Here is a 17,202-nt window from a genome sequence, read left to right as displayed (position 1 = left end):
TTTACCTCCTACTTTCCAACGCAGAATGTGGAAAAGATTTTATCAAGTAATTCTTCAGTATAATTTTCACCAGAAAGTTCGTAGATCTTTTCAAGTGCTTTTCTTACGTCGTACATAATTACATCGTTAGAAAAACCTTTCTCAAGCGAATTGATGGCGTTTAAAACGTATTCTTTAGACGATTCTAAGGTCATCTTTTGCCTTTGGTTAGTTAGAGTTGGCTCTTCTATGTTGACTTTCTCAAAAAACTTTTCATATATCTTATCTTCCAAAGTTTTAATCTCTCCGTTCTTTGCAGAAATCATAACAAAATCATTTGGATTTTTTTGTTTCAAAGGGAGATAATTACTCTCTTTAAAATTAGGAGAATCCGATTTATTCAATACAATTATAACAGTTTTTTCCCCCAATTCATTTAATTTAGTATAAATTAGTTCATCTTCCTGTGTGAAAGGTGTTGTACCATCCAAGACAAACAAGATTAGATGAGAATTCTTTATGGAATTTATGGTCCTTTCTATTCCAACCCTTTCCAACGTGTCTTCCGTGTATCGTATTCCGGCTGTATCTATAAGTTTTAAGTATATACCGTTTATGTTCAGATTTTCTTCTATTGTGTCCCTAGTTGTTCCTGGAATATCGGTTACAATCGCTCTGTCTTTTCTCAGAAGGGCGTTTAATAAGGTGCTTTTCCCAGAGTTCGGTTTTCCTGCTATAACTGTTCTGACACCTTCAACGGCTATAATACCGTTGTCAGCCTCTTTTAGTATTTGATCCATTTGATTGAAGATATAAACTAATTTGTTTTTTAAATTGTGATCTTCCAGTTCTATTTCATCGGGATAATCCATTTCTACCTCGATCTGGGCAGAGATATTTAGCAAGCTGTTTTTTATGTCATTGATTTTTTCGGAAAGGGCATTTTTAAGTTGGTTAAAGGACGCTTTTAAAGAGATTTCAGTCTCTGAAGTAATTACATTGTTTACAGCTTCCGCTTTTATGAGATCCATTTTACCGTTTAAAACAGCACGTTTTGTAAACTCCCCAGGTAAAGCTTGTCTTGTCCCATATTTTATAATTGTATTCAGTACAGCATAAGTGATAAGTTTACCGCCATGGCAAAATATTTCAAGCATATCCTCTCCTGTGTAAGAGTAAGGTTGAGCATGGTAAACCCATGTAATCTCGTCGACTTTTTCTCCTTCTTTATCGTAAAGCCAACCATAGTACATCTTCTTAGGGGTATATTTTTCCCTTTTTAATGCTTGGTCTATTATGTTTTTAACGTGATTGCCTGAAATTCTTACCACCCCTATGGCCCCTGTACCAACTGGGGATGAAATAGCAGCTATTGTATCATTCAACATCTTTGTCACCTCTTATGAAAAAACCTTTTCCATATATTTCATATGGTCTTTTGGCCCATAACTTATGAGCTCTTTCGTTTCTGGATAAAAGGTAATCTTTCTTGAATATTTGTTGTATTTTTCAATGATAGGATTTACATCATTTTCGAATTTAAAAGATATGTATGTATCTCCTATTTCTATCTCTCTAATCCCTTCCATATTGGCTTTAACTTTTATCAGTGCATACTGAAATAATCTTTCTACCTCTTGTGGAAGTTTACCGTATTTATCGCGTATTTCGGATCTTATATCCTCAATATCATCAGGTGTTTTAGCTACAGACATCCTTCTATATATTCGCATTCTTTCAATAGAATTAGGTATATAAGATTCAGGAATAACTATGGAACCTTTTATACCTTTTATCTCCGTGTAGGTTTGAGGTCGTTGAATCTCTTTTTCCTTTTTGATTCCAAATTCGAATAAAAGTTTATTCAACATTTCATGGTAGAGATGAAAACCTATCGCGTTTATATGACCTTTTTGCTCTATTCCCAATATATCCCCGTAGCCACGAATTTCTAAATCTCTCAAAGCGAGTTTTAATCCACTTCCTGGTTCGTTATATTTTTTGATGGCTTCCAGCCTTTTTTTGGTTTGAGGAGTGATTTCTTTTTTAAATAGAAAGTAAACGAAAGCTCTTCTGTTAGATCTTCCAACTCTTCCTTTAATTTGATATAACTGAGAGATCCCATATCTTTCTGGATCGTCTAGGATAAGGGTATTAACATTAGGTATATCTATCCCATTTTCTATTATTGTCGTTGATAAAAGTAGATCGATCTTTCCATCATACAAATTGTTTATAGATTTTATAAACTCCTTTTTTGATGTTCCTCCATGCACCATTGTTATCTTAACTTCAGGAACGAGGCTTCGTAATTTTTTGTACAGTTCATTCAATTCTCGCACTCTGTTGTGGATATATATTGTTTGTCCACCTCTAGATTTTTCTCTCAAAATAGCCGTACGTACTAACTTATCTGAATATTTCCCAATAAATGTTTGAATGGGTAACCTACCCAACGGAGGGGTTGATATCGTGGATATGTCTCTTAATCCGCTAATAGACATGTATAAGGTTCTGGGGATAGGAGTGGCACTCATCATAAGGAAGTTTACTCCTTCGCTTAACTTTTTGAATTTCTCTTTTTGAAGTACTCCAAATCTTTGCTCTTCATCTACTATGACTAACCCAAGGTTTTTAACCTGTAGTAAATCCGATAATAAGGCGTGCGTTCCTATTACTATATCTATTTGGCCCTTTTTTATGCTTTCAAAAAGTTCTTTCTTTTCTTTCTGAGTTTTATGACGAGTAACTAAAGCTATCTTAATTCCAAAAGGATCCATTCTTAATTTGAAATTTTCGTAATGCTGTTTAGCAAGTATCGTTGTAGGAGCTAATAGCAGCACTTGATAGTTCGAAACAACCGTTCTAAAAGCCGCTCTCATAGCAACCTCGGTTTTACCAAATCCAGAATCACCTGACAACAATCTATCCATAGGTTTTTCACTTTCTAGATCTCTCATAACTTCATTGATACTCTTTTCTTGGTCAGGTGTCTCAACGTAAGGAAAGGTTTCCTTGAATTTTGCTTCCAATTCAGAATCTCCGAATAGTTGAATACTTCGTTGATTTTCTCTTAGAACATAGATTTTTTGAAGTTCTTCGATCTTTAGTTTAATTTCTTCTTTTACTTTTTGCTTAGTATTTTTCCACCTTTTGCTATTCAAAGAAGATATTTTAACTGATTCAGGGTCTCCGATGTACTTGGATAGTTTGTCTAACCTACCTACTGGGACATAGACCTTTGAATTATCAGAATATTCTAATGTCACAAACTCTCTCAAACCCAAAGTGGTCTCAACTTTGTTAACGCCATGATATATTCCTATTCCATAATCTTCGTGTACCACCAAGTCCCCTTCATTTAGATCTTCCCAGTCAAGAAGAGGTATATATTCCAACCTTTTGTCTCCCTTTTTGGGTTTGATAAAATAAATCTTTTCCAGTGTAAGTTTTACTTCTTCGTAATTTATTTTGTTCAAAATTTCAAGGTTATGTCCTGAAAACATTTTATATATTTTCCGCTTTAGTTCCGTGTCACACATTTCATAGTTTTCTTTTTCTTTTTCCGAGTAAGAGTTTATAATTTCTTCTTTGTTTATTAAATAAATATCTCTGTCTTCATTTAGATAACTTAATATTGTATTTTTGTCTTTGTAAAAGATTCCTGGAAGGGCATTGAATTGATCAAGGGTTAAAAACTCTTCTTCATTTGTTACAGAGGTATATTTTTTTAACCTTCCCTCATAAATTCTTAAGTTGCGTTCAGATTTGAGAATTTCAGATCCAGGAATTATCTCTATTTCTTTTAGATTTTCAATAGATCTTTGAGAATAAGTATCGAAAAAAGATATTCTATCTATTTCGTCATCCCATAACTCTATTCTTACAGGTTGTTCGTAAATTGGAATAAAAAAATCCCTTACAAAACCTCTTTTAGAATATTCTCCAGGACTAGTTACCTCTTCTGAAAGGTTGTATCCTAAGTTGTAAGGAACATTAGATTCAAGATCGAACGTATCTCCAACTTTGATCTTTTTGCTTACAAATTCATTTTTAGGTAAGGTGTACTTTATTAAAGATGAAAAAGTAGTTAAAACGGTGACGTTCTTTTTCGTTAATAAGGCATATAATGTTTTCATCCTATTTGCTTTGATGTTTGGAGAGATATCCAAATTTTCAAATGGAAATATGTCAAAACCCGGATAAATGAAAATTTCTCCATCCTCATCGAAATCTTGGAGATATCCATCCGGTAAAACTAAAATTTTCTGTTTGTTGACTTTTTTTATCGAGTTTAGAAAATTTACAAGTTCTTTTCTAATCAATTCAACATTACCTCCTGATAAACTTCAAATACTTCTTATTGTTCTCAGAATCAAAAAAAACGGCACAATCAAAGTAGTCAGTAATGTCTGCTTTATTATTTTTGAGAAAACATATTAATTTTTCACCTTTCCAATAGTAATTTATCTCTTCTGCTATGGGAACTTTAACATAAAAACCTAGGAACGATAGTTTTATCTTTTGTAATTTTTTTGATGATGCAATCTCCTGTGCCAACTGTAGAATGTATTCCTTCGAAACAGGCCTTTTTAAAACTCTTCTAATTGGTTTAATTACTATTTTTTGAGGTGTGCTTTCTTTAATATTAAATTCTATCATTTTTGTCGTATTTAGGGTTGTATTCGTTGACATTGGCACGTTTATTAAACTAACCCCTATCTTGATTTCACTATCTTTTATATTTATACCAGATAAAGAAGAATTTTTAATTATACTAATCTTAATAAAATCAAAATTAATTATTTTTTTTGGTAAAAGTTGATCTGTTTCTTCAATAAAGGTTATTCCCCCTTCAGCCCAAGGGAGTTCTTTTATCTTTACTAATTCATTTATATCAATGGTCTTTATTTTAAGGTTTTGAGTTTTTGAGGATAGAAGTTGATACTTTATACTCTGGAAAGATACGAAATTTATATGAATATCTAAAGAAAGGTTAGCTTGGTTGATAGTTATTTTTCTTTGGAAGAACATATATACACCAAAGCCTCTTTTAAGCGAGTGAATGGTTCAAAGATATCAAAAATTTCTATATAGGATTTGAGTTTCTTCAATGTAAGTGAATCCAACAGTTTCGAAGAGTAGAATCTTAAGCTCGTATTTTGATTTATAGGTATTATACCTTCTTTTTCTTTAACCTCAAAGCCTTTACCACTGGATACTTCCATTATATACATTATAACTTTGTCAATATCAATATAATTTATTAGATCACTATCATCCGTTAGTATTAAGTCTACATCGTGAGGGGAGTATAATTCTTCGTTACTTAATATTTGAAAGGCTAAATAATTTTTTAGGTTTGATCCATAAATTATTTTTTGGATTTTGGAAGGTTTTATTGGTTCCGTGTATTTAAAGGAAACAGGGATTCCATTTTCATTGAGAACCAATAATCCGCCGGAAAACATTTCGTCTTCTGATTTGTATATTGTAAAATAACCTAGCATATATTTCTCCTTCCATACCTGGACGTTAAGGGGTAAACCCCTTAAGATCCCCAAGTTCAAAATCATTTAAAAACATAGTTTGCACACTACGGCAAACAGAGCTCCGCCCTTTGACCCTTTTAAAAACAGACTCTTCTTTTGGAAACTTAATTGTTTATAGGATTTTCCTGTAAGCTGCGCTTAGTCTTTATTAGCGCCCCTTCGCCCCGCCGCCCACCCATATGGAAAGGGCCTGTCGCCCTTAGACCGCCAGGTAGGAGGGCTTTACCCCGCTCCCCACCCATAAGGATAGATACTTATAACCTTAAATCCAAAAGTTTACCTCTGTATTCATCTACCACATGCCTCTTTACAGTACCTTTGTTTTCATTACTTAAAGACCTCTGAGAGGAAATCCCAGTGGATGATTTATTATCAACATTTTTCTTTTCAACTTGGTCTTTATTTTTTATCCTTTTTTGTAGGTTTTGAGAATATTCACTCGCTTGTTTAACTAGTAACATATTTTTGGCTGCATCGTAAGAATGAGATATTGCTTGAACATTATTTGCTACATCTATAGATTTGGTTACCAATATTTGTAATTCGTGAAGTGAAGCCATATTTATTCACTTCCTTGAATCATTTTTTTTAATTTAACCAATATTGCTGAATGCAACTGAGAAACCCTCGATTCGCTTATTTCCAACACACTTCCTATTTCTTTAAAGGTTAATCCTTCGTTGTAATATAGAGAAAGTATAAGTTTTTCTCTTTCTTTTAATTTGTCGATGCTTTCTTTTAATTTGTCATGTAAGATATCTTTATAAGCCAGTATTTCAGGATCGTTTTCTTCTTGTGTAGCTTCAACCCAGTTGTCTTCATCATTGTTTAAAAAGTATTCATCCAGCTGAAGAATCTGCCTTTTACTCAAGGAGAACTTTATCTTGTCAACATCGTGTTTCTCAATACGAAGTTTTTCTGCCACTGAATTATCGTCTATGTACTCATTATCTTTACATTCATAAATTAAATCTTCATACTTTTTTACTAAACTCCTTATCTCTTTTGGAAGCCAATCTATCCTCCTTAGATAATCATACATAGAACCCTTTATCCTTTTTAGTGCATAGGTGTAAAAAGAAGTACCTTTCTCCGGATTGTATCTCTTATATGATTGAAGTAATCCTATAATCCCCTCCTGAATCAAATCCTCTACGTCTATATTTTTAGGTAAAGTGGTTTTTAAATTCAAAGCTATAATCTTTATTTTAGGCAAAAATTCCATTACCAACTGTTCTTCATTAATCTTGTATTTCATTCATTTGCCACCTTAAATTACTGTGATTTCTACCTTTTCTCCTCCGCCAACCTTCTTAACCTTTAGTTCCCCATTAGCAATGTTAAATTCAACACTTCGGGCTCTGTTCCCCCCACTGTCCTCAGCAATTATTTTTATGTTGTTTTCTTTTAAAATCTTTCTAACCGCATCAACATTCTTACTTCCTACATTTAAAGAATTATTTGAGTTTTTGAACATCGCCGCTCCTCCCGCTATCTTGGCTTCAACGTATTTAAGGTTCCCACCTAAATCTACAATTCCATCTATTATCGCTTTTATGCCTGTGTCTGCATATTTACCGATCTTTTCATCCTTTTTGCTGCTTCTGCTTTCAGGAAGCATGATGTGGACTAACCCCCCGATTAGGTTTTTTTTATCTCGTAAACATACAGCCACACAGGAACCTAAACCTAATGTGACCAAAATAGCCGGATTTTTATCTACTATGTATTCACCAATGCCTATTATTTTCTTCTTGCTCTCAGTCATTATTCGTCCCCATTCCTAAGGTTTTTAATAATTTTATAATATTTTTTTCGTCTGATAAATATATCAAGAAGCCCTTTACGTTTCCTTCATACTCTTCAATACTTATATCTGTTCGAATTAGGATTACAAAATCGCTACCTTCAGTAACCATAAGAGAAGATTCAGAAACTATCGCCGTTAACATATCCACGGTAATTTTTGGGGGCAAAGAATGTATGTTCAAACCTGTGAAATTAGAAATGGCAGATATATAAGAGCTACACATAATATTGCCAACTTCACCAATGGCCGAAGATGTCATTTCATCAATTTGGGTTAAATCTTCAGGTCTGGGTAGCATTAGCAGCTCTAAGATTTTTTTTGTTTCTTGGGTTCCAAGTAGAAATAAAATAGCTCCATGGAGTTCTCCACCAATTTCTACCATAGACCCCGTTGTTACGTCTTCAGGATCACTAAACTCTTTCCATAATTCTGAAATAGGTATGATTTCAGTGGAGGGAACCGTGATATCAATTTTCTTGTTCAACATCGTTGAAATAGCCGTCGCTGCATTCCCCGCACCTATGTTTCCTAATTCTTTCAATGCATCCAATTTTTGTTCGCTGATTTCATCATAGATTGACATTAAACTTCCCCCTTTTTAAACAAAAACCGTCAAAGATTACATTAGATCTTTTTATATGACTCACGCTCTAATTTGAAAACGAACCTCACCAGCTCTTCTTCTTTTTCTCTTGTTAAGTTTAAAAACTTAATTCCATAAATGTATTCTCCACTTGTAGTTTTCTCAATAAATCTAACAACCTCTGATTCAGTGTCTTCAAGTCTTACCTGTTTTTTTAAAGCTAAATTTATTACTATCTTTTGCCCGACTTTCAACTCTTTAGAGGTAACGATAGCCAATCCTCCTGCACTAAAATCTTTAGTTATAAACCGGTATTGGGTGGGTTGAACGTTCTCCTGGTTTTTACTATTTTCTTGTCCCTCTTTGAGATAAAAGGTACCCTCTTCAGAAACGAGGATTCTTGCATGTTGCCTTCTTTGTACTCTAACAATTGTTTCAGGAATATTTATAATAAGGTATCTTATATTTCCTTCTTTTCCATTGCTGTAAATTTTGCTTCTAAATAAATAAACAGCCCTTGAAGAATATGCTCTTACTTTTAGATCTGTACCTCGAAAAATTTTCAGATAAGCCCCTTTAAAAATAGGCATTCCAATTTTAGCTAGATTACTGTTGAAGTCATATTCATAAAGGATACTTTTATAAATTCCTTGAATTCCTTTTTCTTGAATCTCTAAATCCAAGGGCATATTAGTGTATAAAACATTCTTTGAGCTTACTTTTTCTACAAAATCAGACATCTTAAACCCCTTTTCTATCTATTGTATAGTGCCCCTTCGCCCCGCTGCCCGCCCTTCTAAGGAAGGAAGCTGTGGCCCCCTTCGCCCCGAGCATCAATGTCCTTTCCCAAACATCTCTTTCAATCTCCGTGCAAAATTGTTATGAGAAGAGGTTTTGATATTCAATATATTGGAAGTTATCTTTTTTATATCTTTTGAAAATTTACTGTTTTCTTTCAATGAAATTAAAGGTATCTGTCTCTTCACGCTCAAATGAACGTTTTCATCGTAAGAAATTTCATGAAAATTATTAATTTCTCTGTTTAAAAACCTCTTTGTGGTTCTATTTAAGACAGATTTAACCATCTCTACTTCGTTTTTATTTTTGATCATGTTAAGTATTATCTCTATTTCTCCATTTACATTCAAAACCGATAAGGCTTTTAACAAGGTGTAGGCGTTAACCACCGCTGTGGGTTCTGGGATCGTTATTAGAAATATCGTATCCGAATTTAGATAAAAATTATTGAGCTTTTCAGAATAACCTGCACCTACATCTATTATAAAAAAATCTACTTCTTTTAACAAATTTAAAAATTCGTCCATTATCGAATCATTAAAATTATTTTGAAAGATCTTCCAATCTGTAAAATCAAAACCACTGCTTATTATCTTAACACCATAATCGGTGTCTTGAACACACTCATTGAAGGTGACATTGCCCTTCATATATTCGCTCAACGTGATTTTCACAGTGTTTCCCATCAGAATAGAAGCATTTGCGAAACCTGCATCTGAATCAAATAAAAGTATTCTTTTCCCATGTGTAGCCAACTCAGTAGCGATATTCACTGATAATACCGACTTACCAACTCCACCCTTTCCACTCACAACTGTTATAATTTTCGTTTGTGTGTTAGAAAATTCTTCTCTTAAACTAGCTGCCTGATCTCGATATATACGGTTCATTTAAATACCTCCTCCACTGCTGAACGGGTCAGCCATTCTTTAGAAGGAAACTTCAAATCTTCAGGAACTCTTTGACCATCTGTTATCCCCAACAAAGGTAATTTAGAATATTCAAGAAAAGAAAATATTTGTCCAAAAGATGAGGTTTCATCCATCTTTGTAAAAATTAATGCGTTGGGTTCAAGATAAGAAAAGTTATCGTAAATATGTATCATATCTTCACAATTGGTGTTGGAAGATACCAACATTATATTGTAATCGGGGTCTACTACATCTTTGAACACTTTGAGTTCACCCATCTGTAAATTGTTCTTATGGCTTCTTCCGGCTGTATCTATTAGAATTACATCAAAGTCCAGAAGTGATTCCAAAGCAATTTTGAGGTCAGAGGGGGTATAACAAATATGAAGCGAAATATCTAGTATATCTGCATAAGTTTTTAGCTGATCTGTTGCAGCTATTCTGTACGTGTCGATTGTAATTATTGCAATTTTTTTATTCATTTTTTTTAAGTTAGCGGCTATTTTGGCTAACGTGGTCGTTTTTCCTACGCCTGTGGGACCTATAAACATAACTTTATTCTTTATATCCCCGAAATTTAAAATTTCTAAGCTTTGATAAAGCTTTTTTTCAAATCTGGTTCTTATAATCTCTTGATTTTTCCAATTTTCTTCAATTTTTAAGTCGTTCAATTGGTTTAAAAAGGCTTCAATGAAAGTTCTTGAATACGATTTTTCGTATAGCTTATCCTTTATATCTTGAAGATAGAGATTGTTTGCTTCCATTTTTTTATTCAACTTTTCAACCATTTTCATCAACTCTTCTAATTTCAAACTATCTTTGATATTACTTTCAGAAGGTTCCTTTTCATAGTATTGATGGTAAAATGCTTCTGCACTTTTGTCTATCTTAGAAGATATTTCTCTACTTGTTTTTATAAACTCTGTTAAACCATCTTTCGAATGTTTGTCACTGGAGTCTTTTTCAATGTTTAAATTCGATGGTTTAGATGTCTTTTGTTCTTTTTCTTTTTTTCTATAAAATTCGGGTGTATTCCTTTTTATTAGGTCATTTAATGTATAGGTATTATCAGATTCTTGTGGGTATTTTTTTGATTTTTGAGGATTGTTTAGAGAATTTTTGCTTTCTTCACTCAAAACAGTTACTTCAATATATTTTTCTCCACCGATTCCAAAAAAACCCCCTTTTTTCACTTTTTTTGTGTCTAAAATATAAGCATCTTCTCCAAATTCTCTTCTTATCTTTTCCATCGCTTCAGAAATTGTTTTTACGGTAAGTTTTTTAATTTGCATCGGAACTCTCACCTTCTATTTTCACTATTTCGTTTACGTTGAGAGAAGTATCCGAAGGTATTTCTTCGTAGGCTATAATATTGATGTTTTGAATAAATTTCAATATAAATCTGGCAAAGGGATATCTTATGTTTTTTGAACAAATTAATATAGGATTAAACCCTTTCATCATCATATTTTCCAGAGATTTAGATATTCTTTGTACCAAAATATTTGAATATTCTGGTTCGAGTATTATAATTCTCCCCGAATCAGCTTCTTTTATCGATTCGGATAACTTTTTCTCTATAGATGGATCCAAGGCGGTAACGTGTAGTTCTCCGTCGTCAGACCTTAAATTTTCCGCTATTTGCCTACCTAAAGACCTTCTAACATACTCTACTAAGTTCTCAATATTGTTTCCATATTTATCGACTGCCTCTATCAGACTTTCAAAAATTAAGGGTAGATTTCTTATTGAAATCCTTTCATATAATAGTTCACTTAAAACTTTTTTTAGTTCATGCATTTTGAGCATTGTTGGAATAAGGGTATCTACAAGATTGGCATAATTAACTCTCAATCCATCGATTAATATTTCTAATTCTTTTGTTCCAATAATTTCGTGAGCATATTTTTTGATGGTTTCAGAAAGGTGCGTGGCGAAAACGCTGGGGGCATCAACTGTTGTATAACCTTTTTCTATAGCCTCCTCTTTTAAACTTTCATCTATCCAGAAGGCTTGCAAACCGAAAGCAGGTTCTTTTGTTTTTATTCCAGGTAATTCTTCAGAAGCCATGCCTGAGTTTATAGCAAGAAGCCTATCGGGGATCAATTCGAATCTACCAACTTCAACACCTCTCAATTTAATAACGTATTCGTTTGAACTTAAAAGAACGCTGTCCCTTATTCGAATGGGAGAGATAACTATACCCAATTCATACGCTAATTGTTTTCGAACAACGGTTATCCTATCTAATAGGTCTCCGCCTTGATCTGGATCAGCTAAAGGAATCAATCCATAACCAATATCTACCTCAATTGTATCTCCTTGTAAGACTTCTGAAACTTCTTCTGGAGTTGTTAGGGGTGGGGCAAAACCGCCAGGAACACCCCTTTTTTCACCTTTTGGTGCGGTTGAAGCTCCCATTCCTCCCCCGCTCGAACCCGTTGTTTCATATGCTAACTGGCCTTCACTCACTCTATTAACGTAAGCTATGAAAAGCAAACCTCCTCCTAAAATCAACGATGGAAAAACTGGAATTGGTGTTAACATACCTAAAAATATTATTATTCCACCGGCTATATTCAAAACCCTTGTGTCAGAAGTAAGTTGTTTTATTAAATCTACCCCAAAATTATCTTTTGAAGCAGCTCTTGATACTATCATACCAGCTGAGGTTGAAATTAACAACGCAGGAATTTGAGCAACGAGTCCATCACCAACAGTAAGTAAAGCAAATACTTCCGCTGCCTCTGCGATCGTCAGTCCCTGCTGTAACATACCAATTATTAAACCTCCAACTAAATTTATCAGAGTTATTATTAAACCGGCGATCGCATCCCCTCTCACAAATTTACTAGCTCCATCCATCGCTCCATAAAAGTCGGCTTCTCTTCGTATGTCTTCTCTCCTTTGCCTAGCTTCTTCTTCGTTAATCAGTCCTGAAGACATGTCAGCATCTATACTCATTTGTTTGCCAGGCATGGCATCCAAAGTGAACCTTGCTGCTACTTCCGATATTCTTTCTGTTCCTTTAGTTATTACAAGAAATTGTATTATAACAAGGATCAAAAAGATAATTATTCCCACAATATAATTTCCACCGACAACAAAGTCACCGAAGGCTCTTATTACTTTTCCTTCAAAATTCTTACCGTTTAATAGTATCAAACGAGTAGACGAAACGTTTAAGGCCAATCTAAAGATGGTCATAACCAATAACAAAGATGGAAAAATAGATATATCCAAGGCCCTTTGCAAATATAAGGTAGCCAATAAGATTATTATCGAAACGATTATGTTCAATAGTTGCAAAAAGTCTAGCAAAAAGGTAGGAATAGGTATAACCATTAACACAACTATTCCCACGATAAGTATGGAAATTCCTACATCTAACCCCTTTATTTTGAAATTCATCGCTTTAAACCCCCCATGAATTAATAACTGAGCTTGTAGACGTAAGCTAGTACCTCTGCAACTACGGTGTAGAGATCTTCTGGTATTTCTTCGTTTAAGTCAACTTTCTCATAAATTTCTCTTGCTAAAGCAGGTCTTTCTAAGATTGGGATTCCATGTTTAAAAGCAATATCTCTTATCTTAAAAGCGACTTCGTCTTTTCCTTTTGCTACAACTATCGGAGCATTCATTTCTTCTGGTTTGTACTTTATAGCAACTGCATAGTGAGTAGGATTGGTAACGACAACGTCCGCTTCGGGAACTTTTTGCATCATCCTACTTCTTGCTAAATTTCTCATCAATTCTCTTTGTCTTTGTTTAATTTCAGGGTTTCCTTCTATTTCTTTTCGTTCTTGTTTGACCTCATACTTGCTCATTTTTAGCTCTTTTTTATATTCATACCTCTGGTACCAAAAATCAAACAAACTGAGAAGAAGTAAGGCTATTCCTAATTGAAACAGTATATTAATAACTAAATCAAAAATCACATTAAATGAAAAAGCAGTTTCTTCCCCTGCCAAAGAGAGTATTTTATACCAATTGGCTCTTATTATATTATAGGTTAACAATCCTAGTATGGTTAATTTTAAAAGAGCTTTTACAAGTTCCATTACAGATCTTAAAGAAAATAACCTTTTGAATCCTTTAATAGGGTTTATCTTGCTTAGATCCAATTTTAAAGATTTAAAAGTAAACAAAAATTTGGTTTGGATCATTCCCAAAAGGGTAGAAACTACAACAGCAACAACAAAAAACAGAATCAATTTTATGTATAAGTTCATATGTGCGCTAATCTCATATCCAAGCAAATCTGTTGGTGAAAAATCTAAATCTAAAGATAAATAATCGTAAAACATCTTAAAAATATCATTAAGTAATGGTTCAAATATTATCCACAAAAAAAGCGAAATTGACAAAAAACTTACCGCCATATTAAATTCATTCGATTGAGGGATGTTCCCCTCTTCTCGAGCTTTTTCTAAGCGCCTAGGTGTGGGATCTTCAGTTTTATCTGGATCTGCAAAAAGTTGAAGGTTTATTGAAATAGAAGGATCATTGAATTTTTCATCCATTCTATTAGTTGAAAGAATAGAGTAGTAAACTGATCTTCCCAAATCAATATCACTCCTAAAAAAAGTAAAAATCCTACCAGTATTTCTAGTGGAATACCCACCATAAAAACATTTACCTGAGGTATCAATCTAGAGACTATTCCCAAAGCAACTTTCAAAAGGATCATAAATGCGATAAATGGCATCGAAAGTTGAAGGCCTATAGTGAATACATCGAATAATTTTTGAGAAAAAACCATAAATCCATCAGGCGCCAGACTAAAAACCACAGGAACCTTGTTGAAGGAATCAATAATTATTGAGTATAAAATTAACGGTCCTTTAAGTATAAAAAAAAGCAACATACTGAACAAAAATGAAAATTCCGAAATTAAAGAGATCTCATCGCTAGTTACAGGATCGAAAACATTCGCCATTGCAAATCCCATTTGTATACCTATCGTTTCCCCGGCAAATTGAAAGGCATAGAACAAAATATTGGCTATTAACCCTACACTACTCCCAAAAACAAAATTCATCAACAAATAAAAAATTATCAACAAAGGAGGTGAATTTATAGGAAAAGTTCCGTTAACCTCAAATAGCACCAAATAAGAAATAAAAAGCGTTATAAAAACTTTCACATGAACTGGAACAAAACGAGTACTAAAAAAAGGAATAAAAAAAGTAATTCCAGCCAACCTAGCAAAGATGAAAAAATAAACCCATAGATGGTATGTCAGATTTTCCAGCACCACCTAAATCATTCCCAAATAATAAGTGAATAATTCGAATGAAAAATCTGATATGTTTTGCATTATCCACGAGAACATTAAAACCAACGAAAGAAAAGTTATTATAATTTTAGGTGCAAATGTCAACGTCTGTTCGTGAAGCTGTGTAACGGCTTGGAAGATACTAATAATCAACCCCACCGCTACACTTATTATTAAAATTGGAGAGACTACTTTTAGAAAGAGAAGTATACCGTTTTCAAAAATCTCTATTAGTACCTCTTCACTCATGAGATCATCCTCCCACAAAACTCCTTACTAATCCTCCAATTAAGAGATCCCATCCGTTTACCATCACGAAAATCATTATTTTAAAAGGTAAAGAAATCAGAATCGGAGGTATCATGATCATCCCCATAGATAACAGAATACTTGCTACCACCATATCTACTATTATAAAAGGCAAATATAGTAATATACTCATTTTAAATGCGATTTCTAATTCGCTTATTGCAAATGCGGGTACAAGAATTTGAAAAGGAGTTTCTTCGATATTATCTATCTCTATATTCATTGAAGATGAAAGCATATAGATATCGTCTTCATTTTTATGGGCCACAATCTCTGAAATCATGAAATCTTTGAATTGTTGCCAACTAATTTGTATTGCTTCTTGATAGTCAATCTCATTTTGGTTGTAAGGGATAATTGCCTCTTGATACACCCCATTAAAAACAGGAAACATTATCATTATGGTTAAAAAAAGGGCCAAAGCCAACATTACTTGATTTGGAGGAGCTTGCCTGGTGCCCATAGCTTGTCTCAAAAAGCTTAACACAACAACTATTCTTGTAAATGAAGTAAATAACATTAAAAACCCTGGGGCTAAGGACAAAACGGTTACGATTAAAAGTATTGTCAACGTCGGCGTTAAAGTGTTAACTTCTTCATTCGGGTTTATCTGTATATCTACCCCTGGGAGTTGAACAGTATTTTGAGAATAAACTAAACTAAAAGATATGATAAAAAGAATAAGAGTTATTATTGCCTTTACTTTTTTAATTTTTCTTCTTCCCTTCCCCTTGAAATTTTATCTTTTTTCAGTATATTAGAAAAGGTTTCAAGAAATTTCGGGTGTTCATTCATAATTTCCTGAACCTCATCTTCTTCTAACTTTCTTATTATTTCACTGGAATTGGAAGTAGCCAATATAATGTAATATTCTTTAAAAACTTTCAATACTCCAACATATAAATTCCTATCTAGATAATATTTTTTTACCATCTTAACTTCTTTGCTTTTAGGACCCTTTTTTAATGTTTTAGCCAGTATATAATAAAATACCACAAGAAGTATGATGAGTAAAATTATGGCTACGAACCAAAATGACACATTAACCAAATTACTACTAGGAGTTGCATAGTCAGTGGGCATTTAAACTACTCCAACTTTTGTAAAGCTTCTATAACCCTATTAGCTTGAAATGGTTTCACAATAAAATCTTTTGCACCAGCCTGAATGGACTCTATAACCATAGCTTGTTGCCCCATGGCGCTACAAACTATAATCTTGGCATTAGGGTCTATTTTCATGATTTCTTTTGTAGCTTGAATACCATCTTTAACAGGCATAGTTATATCCATTGTCACAAAATTTGGATTAAGCTCTTGATACTTTTCAACCGCTTCTTGACCGTTGCTAGCTTCCCCTACTACTTCATAATTTGCTTTAGTTAATATGTCTTTTAACATCATTCTCATAAAAGCAGCATCATCCACTATTAAGACAGTTTTAGCCATTAAAACACCTCCGAAGACTTTAAAATTTTTATTTTTTAAATTCGGCTTCTAAGATACTTTCTAAATCAAGATATACTATCAGTCTGTTTTCTATCTTTATAACCCCTTTAACTTTATCTGAGTAAACAGACTCTTTTGATTGAAATTTTTCCAATTTGTTGGGATCGATGGAAAGAACATTTTCAACCTCATCCACATACATTCCTATTTCCTCTTCGTTTATTTTTAACACAAGGATATTTTCATAAATGTGGTCATCAGGAACTTCAATCCCTAAAATTTTGGTTAATTCGATAACGGGAACTATTCTTCCTCTTAAATTAATTAAACCAACTACAAAGTATTTTGAATTCGGAACGGGTGTTACGTCAGTCTTATCTACAACACTTTCTATATTCTCTACTGGCAAAGCATATTCTTGATCCACAATTTTGAAAGAAAGAACGTCTTCCATCATATATTTCCCCCTCTTTTACAACTATTTATAACACTTTCGAAAATATAAAACTTGCTTTTGCGCCCCTTCGCCCCGCA

Annotated in this window: 19 protein-coding genes; all 19 read right to left on the bottom strand. The window is 33.4% G+C overall.

Annotated elements, in window-relative coordinates; all coding sequences use genetic code 11:
* Positions 1 to 8: 8 nt before the first annotated feature.
* The 19 genes from mnmE to AA81_RS08765 all read right to left on the bottom strand — a co-directional run bounded on the left by mnmE (position 9) and on the right by AA81_RS08765 (position 17,125).
* A complete protein-coding gene (gene mnmE, locus AA81_RS08855) occupies positions 9 to 1,367 on the bottom strand; it encodes a tRNA uridine-5-carboxymethylaminomethyl(34) synthesis GTPase MnmE (protein WP_103079565.1) in 1,359 nt (452 codons plus the stop codon).
* A 12-nt stretch (positions 1,368 to 1,379) separates the two neighbouring features.
* The gene (locus AA81_RS08850; protein WP_103898827.1) at positions 1,380 to 4,304 is read right to left on the bottom strand and encodes a DEAD/DEAH box helicase; all 2,925 of its coding nucleotides are present in this window, start codon (positions 4,302 to 4,304) and stop codon (positions 1,380 to 1,382) included.
* A gap of 7 nt (positions 4,305 to 4,311) precedes the next feature.
* Complete coding sequence (locus AA81_RS08845; RefSeq protein WP_103898826.1) at positions 4,312 to 5,013, bottom strand: hypothetical protein; 702 nt, start codon at positions 5,011 to 5,013, stop codon at positions 4,312 to 4,314.
* Complete coding sequence (locus tag AA81_RS08840; RefSeq protein WP_103898825.1) at positions 4,992 to 5,489, bottom strand: hypothetical protein; 498 nt, start codon at positions 5,487 to 5,489, stop codon at positions 4,992 to 4,994. Before AA81_RS08840 ends, AA81_RS08845 begins: the two co-directional genes overlap by 22 nt.
* Positions 5,490 to 5,785: 296 nt before the next feature.
* Complete coding sequence (locus AA81_RS08835; protein ID WP_103079561.1) at positions 5,786 to 6,091, bottom strand: hypothetical protein; 306 nt, start codon at positions 6,089 to 6,091, stop codon at positions 5,786 to 5,788.
* A 2-nt stretch (positions 6,092 to 6,093) separates the two neighbouring features.
* Complete coding sequence (locus tag AA81_RS08830) at positions 6,094 to 6,789, bottom strand: sigma-70 family RNA polymerase sigma factor (RefSeq protein WP_103898824.1); 696 nt, start codon at positions 6,787 to 6,789, stop codon at positions 6,094 to 6,096.
* Between the two features lie 12 nt (positions 6,790 to 6,801).
* A complete protein-coding gene (gene cheD / locus AA81_RS08825) occupies positions 6,802 to 7,299 on the bottom strand; it encodes a chemoreceptor glutamine deamidase/glutamate methylesterase CheD (RefSeq protein WP_103898823.1) in 498 nt (165 codons plus the stop codon).
* Positions 7,292 to 7,924, bottom strand: a complete 633-nt coding sequence (gene cheC, locus AA81_RS08820; RefSeq protein ID WP_103898822.1) for a CheY-P phosphatase CheC — start codon at positions 7,922 to 7,924, stop codon at positions 7,292 to 7,294. Before cheC ends, cheD begins: the two co-directional genes overlap by 8 nt.
* A 41-nt stretch (positions 7,925 to 7,965) precedes the next feature.
* Positions 7,966 to 8,664, bottom strand: coding sequence for a flagellar brake protein (locus AA81_RS08815; protein WP_103898821.1), 699 nt, complete (start codon positions 8,662 to 8,664; stop codon positions 7,966 to 7,968).
* A gap of 93 nt (positions 8,665 to 8,757) precedes the next feature.
* Positions 8,758 to 9,612, bottom strand: a complete 855-nt coding sequence (locus AA81_RS08810; protein WP_103898820.1) for a P-loop NTPase — start codon at positions 9,610 to 9,612, stop codon at positions 8,758 to 8,760.
* Positions 9,609 to 10,925: a flagellar biosynthesis GTPase FlhF gene (gene flhF / locus AA81_RS08805; RefSeq protein WP_103898819.1), complete on the bottom strand. Its 1,317-nt coding sequence runs from the start codon at positions 10,923 to 10,925 to the stop codon at positions 9,609 to 9,611. Before flhF ends, AA81_RS08810 begins: the two co-directional genes overlap by 4 nt.
* Positions 10,915 to 13,044 (bottom strand): flagellar biosynthesis protein FlhA, encoded by a 2,130-nt coding sequence (gene flhA / locus AA81_RS08800; protein ID WP_103898818.1) that lies wholly within the window; start codon positions 13,042 to 13,044, stop codon positions 10,915 to 10,917. The genes flhF and flhA overlap by 11 nt, the downstream gene beginning before the upstream one ends.
* Positions 13,045 to 13,064: 20 nt before the next feature.
* A complete protein-coding gene (gene flhB / locus AA81_RS08795; RefSeq protein ID WP_245863547.1) occupies positions 13,065 to 14,198 on the bottom strand; it encodes a flagellar biosynthesis protein FlhB in 1,134 nt (377 codons plus the stop codon).
* Positions 14,120 to 14,890, bottom strand: coding sequence for a flagellar biosynthetic protein FliR (gene fliR, locus AA81_RS08790; protein ID WP_169999712.1), 771 nt, complete (start codon positions 14,888 to 14,890; stop codon positions 14,120 to 14,122). The genes flhB and fliR overlap by 79 nt, the downstream gene beginning before the upstream one ends.
* Positions 14,891 to 14,893: 3 nt before the next feature.
* Complete coding sequence (gene fliQ, locus AA81_RS08785) at positions 14,894 to 15,160, bottom strand: flagellar biosynthesis protein FliQ (RefSeq protein ID WP_103898815.1); 267 nt, start codon at positions 15,158 to 15,160, stop codon at positions 14,894 to 14,896.
* A 4-nt stretch (positions 15,161 to 15,164) separates the two neighbouring features.
* On the bottom strand, positions 15,165 to 15,932 hold the full coding sequence (fliP, locus tag AA81_RS08780; protein ID WP_169999714.1) for a flagellar type III secretion system pore protein FliP: 768 nt from the start codon (positions 15,930 to 15,932) through the stop codon (positions 15,165 to 15,167).
* Entirely contained in the window at positions 15,920 to 16,303 is a 384-nt protein-coding gene (locus AA81_RS08775; RefSeq protein ID WP_103898813.1) for a hypothetical protein, read from the bottom strand. The genes fliP and AA81_RS08775 overlap by 13 nt, the downstream gene beginning before the upstream one ends.
* A gap of 5 nt (positions 16,304 to 16,308) precedes the next feature.
* Positions 16,309 to 16,668, bottom strand: coding sequence for a chemotaxis protein CheY (cheY, locus tag AA81_RS08770; protein ID WP_103898812.1), 360 nt, complete (start codon positions 16,666 to 16,668; stop codon positions 16,309 to 16,311).
* Positions 16,669 to 16,696: 28 nt separating this feature from the next.
* The gene (locus AA81_RS08765; RefSeq protein ID WP_245863545.1) at positions 16,697 to 17,125 is read right to left on the bottom strand and encodes a chemotaxis protein CheW; all 429 of its coding nucleotides are present in this window, start codon (positions 17,123 to 17,125) and stop codon (positions 16,697 to 16,699) included.
* Positions 17,126 to 17,202 lie beyond the last annotated feature (77 nt).

The sequence above is a fragment of the Petrotoga halophila DSM 16923 genome, assembly GCF_002924615.1.
The sequence above is the reverse complement of the archived record's forward strand: the minus strand, read 5'-3'. Positions and strand labels throughout refer to the sequence as shown.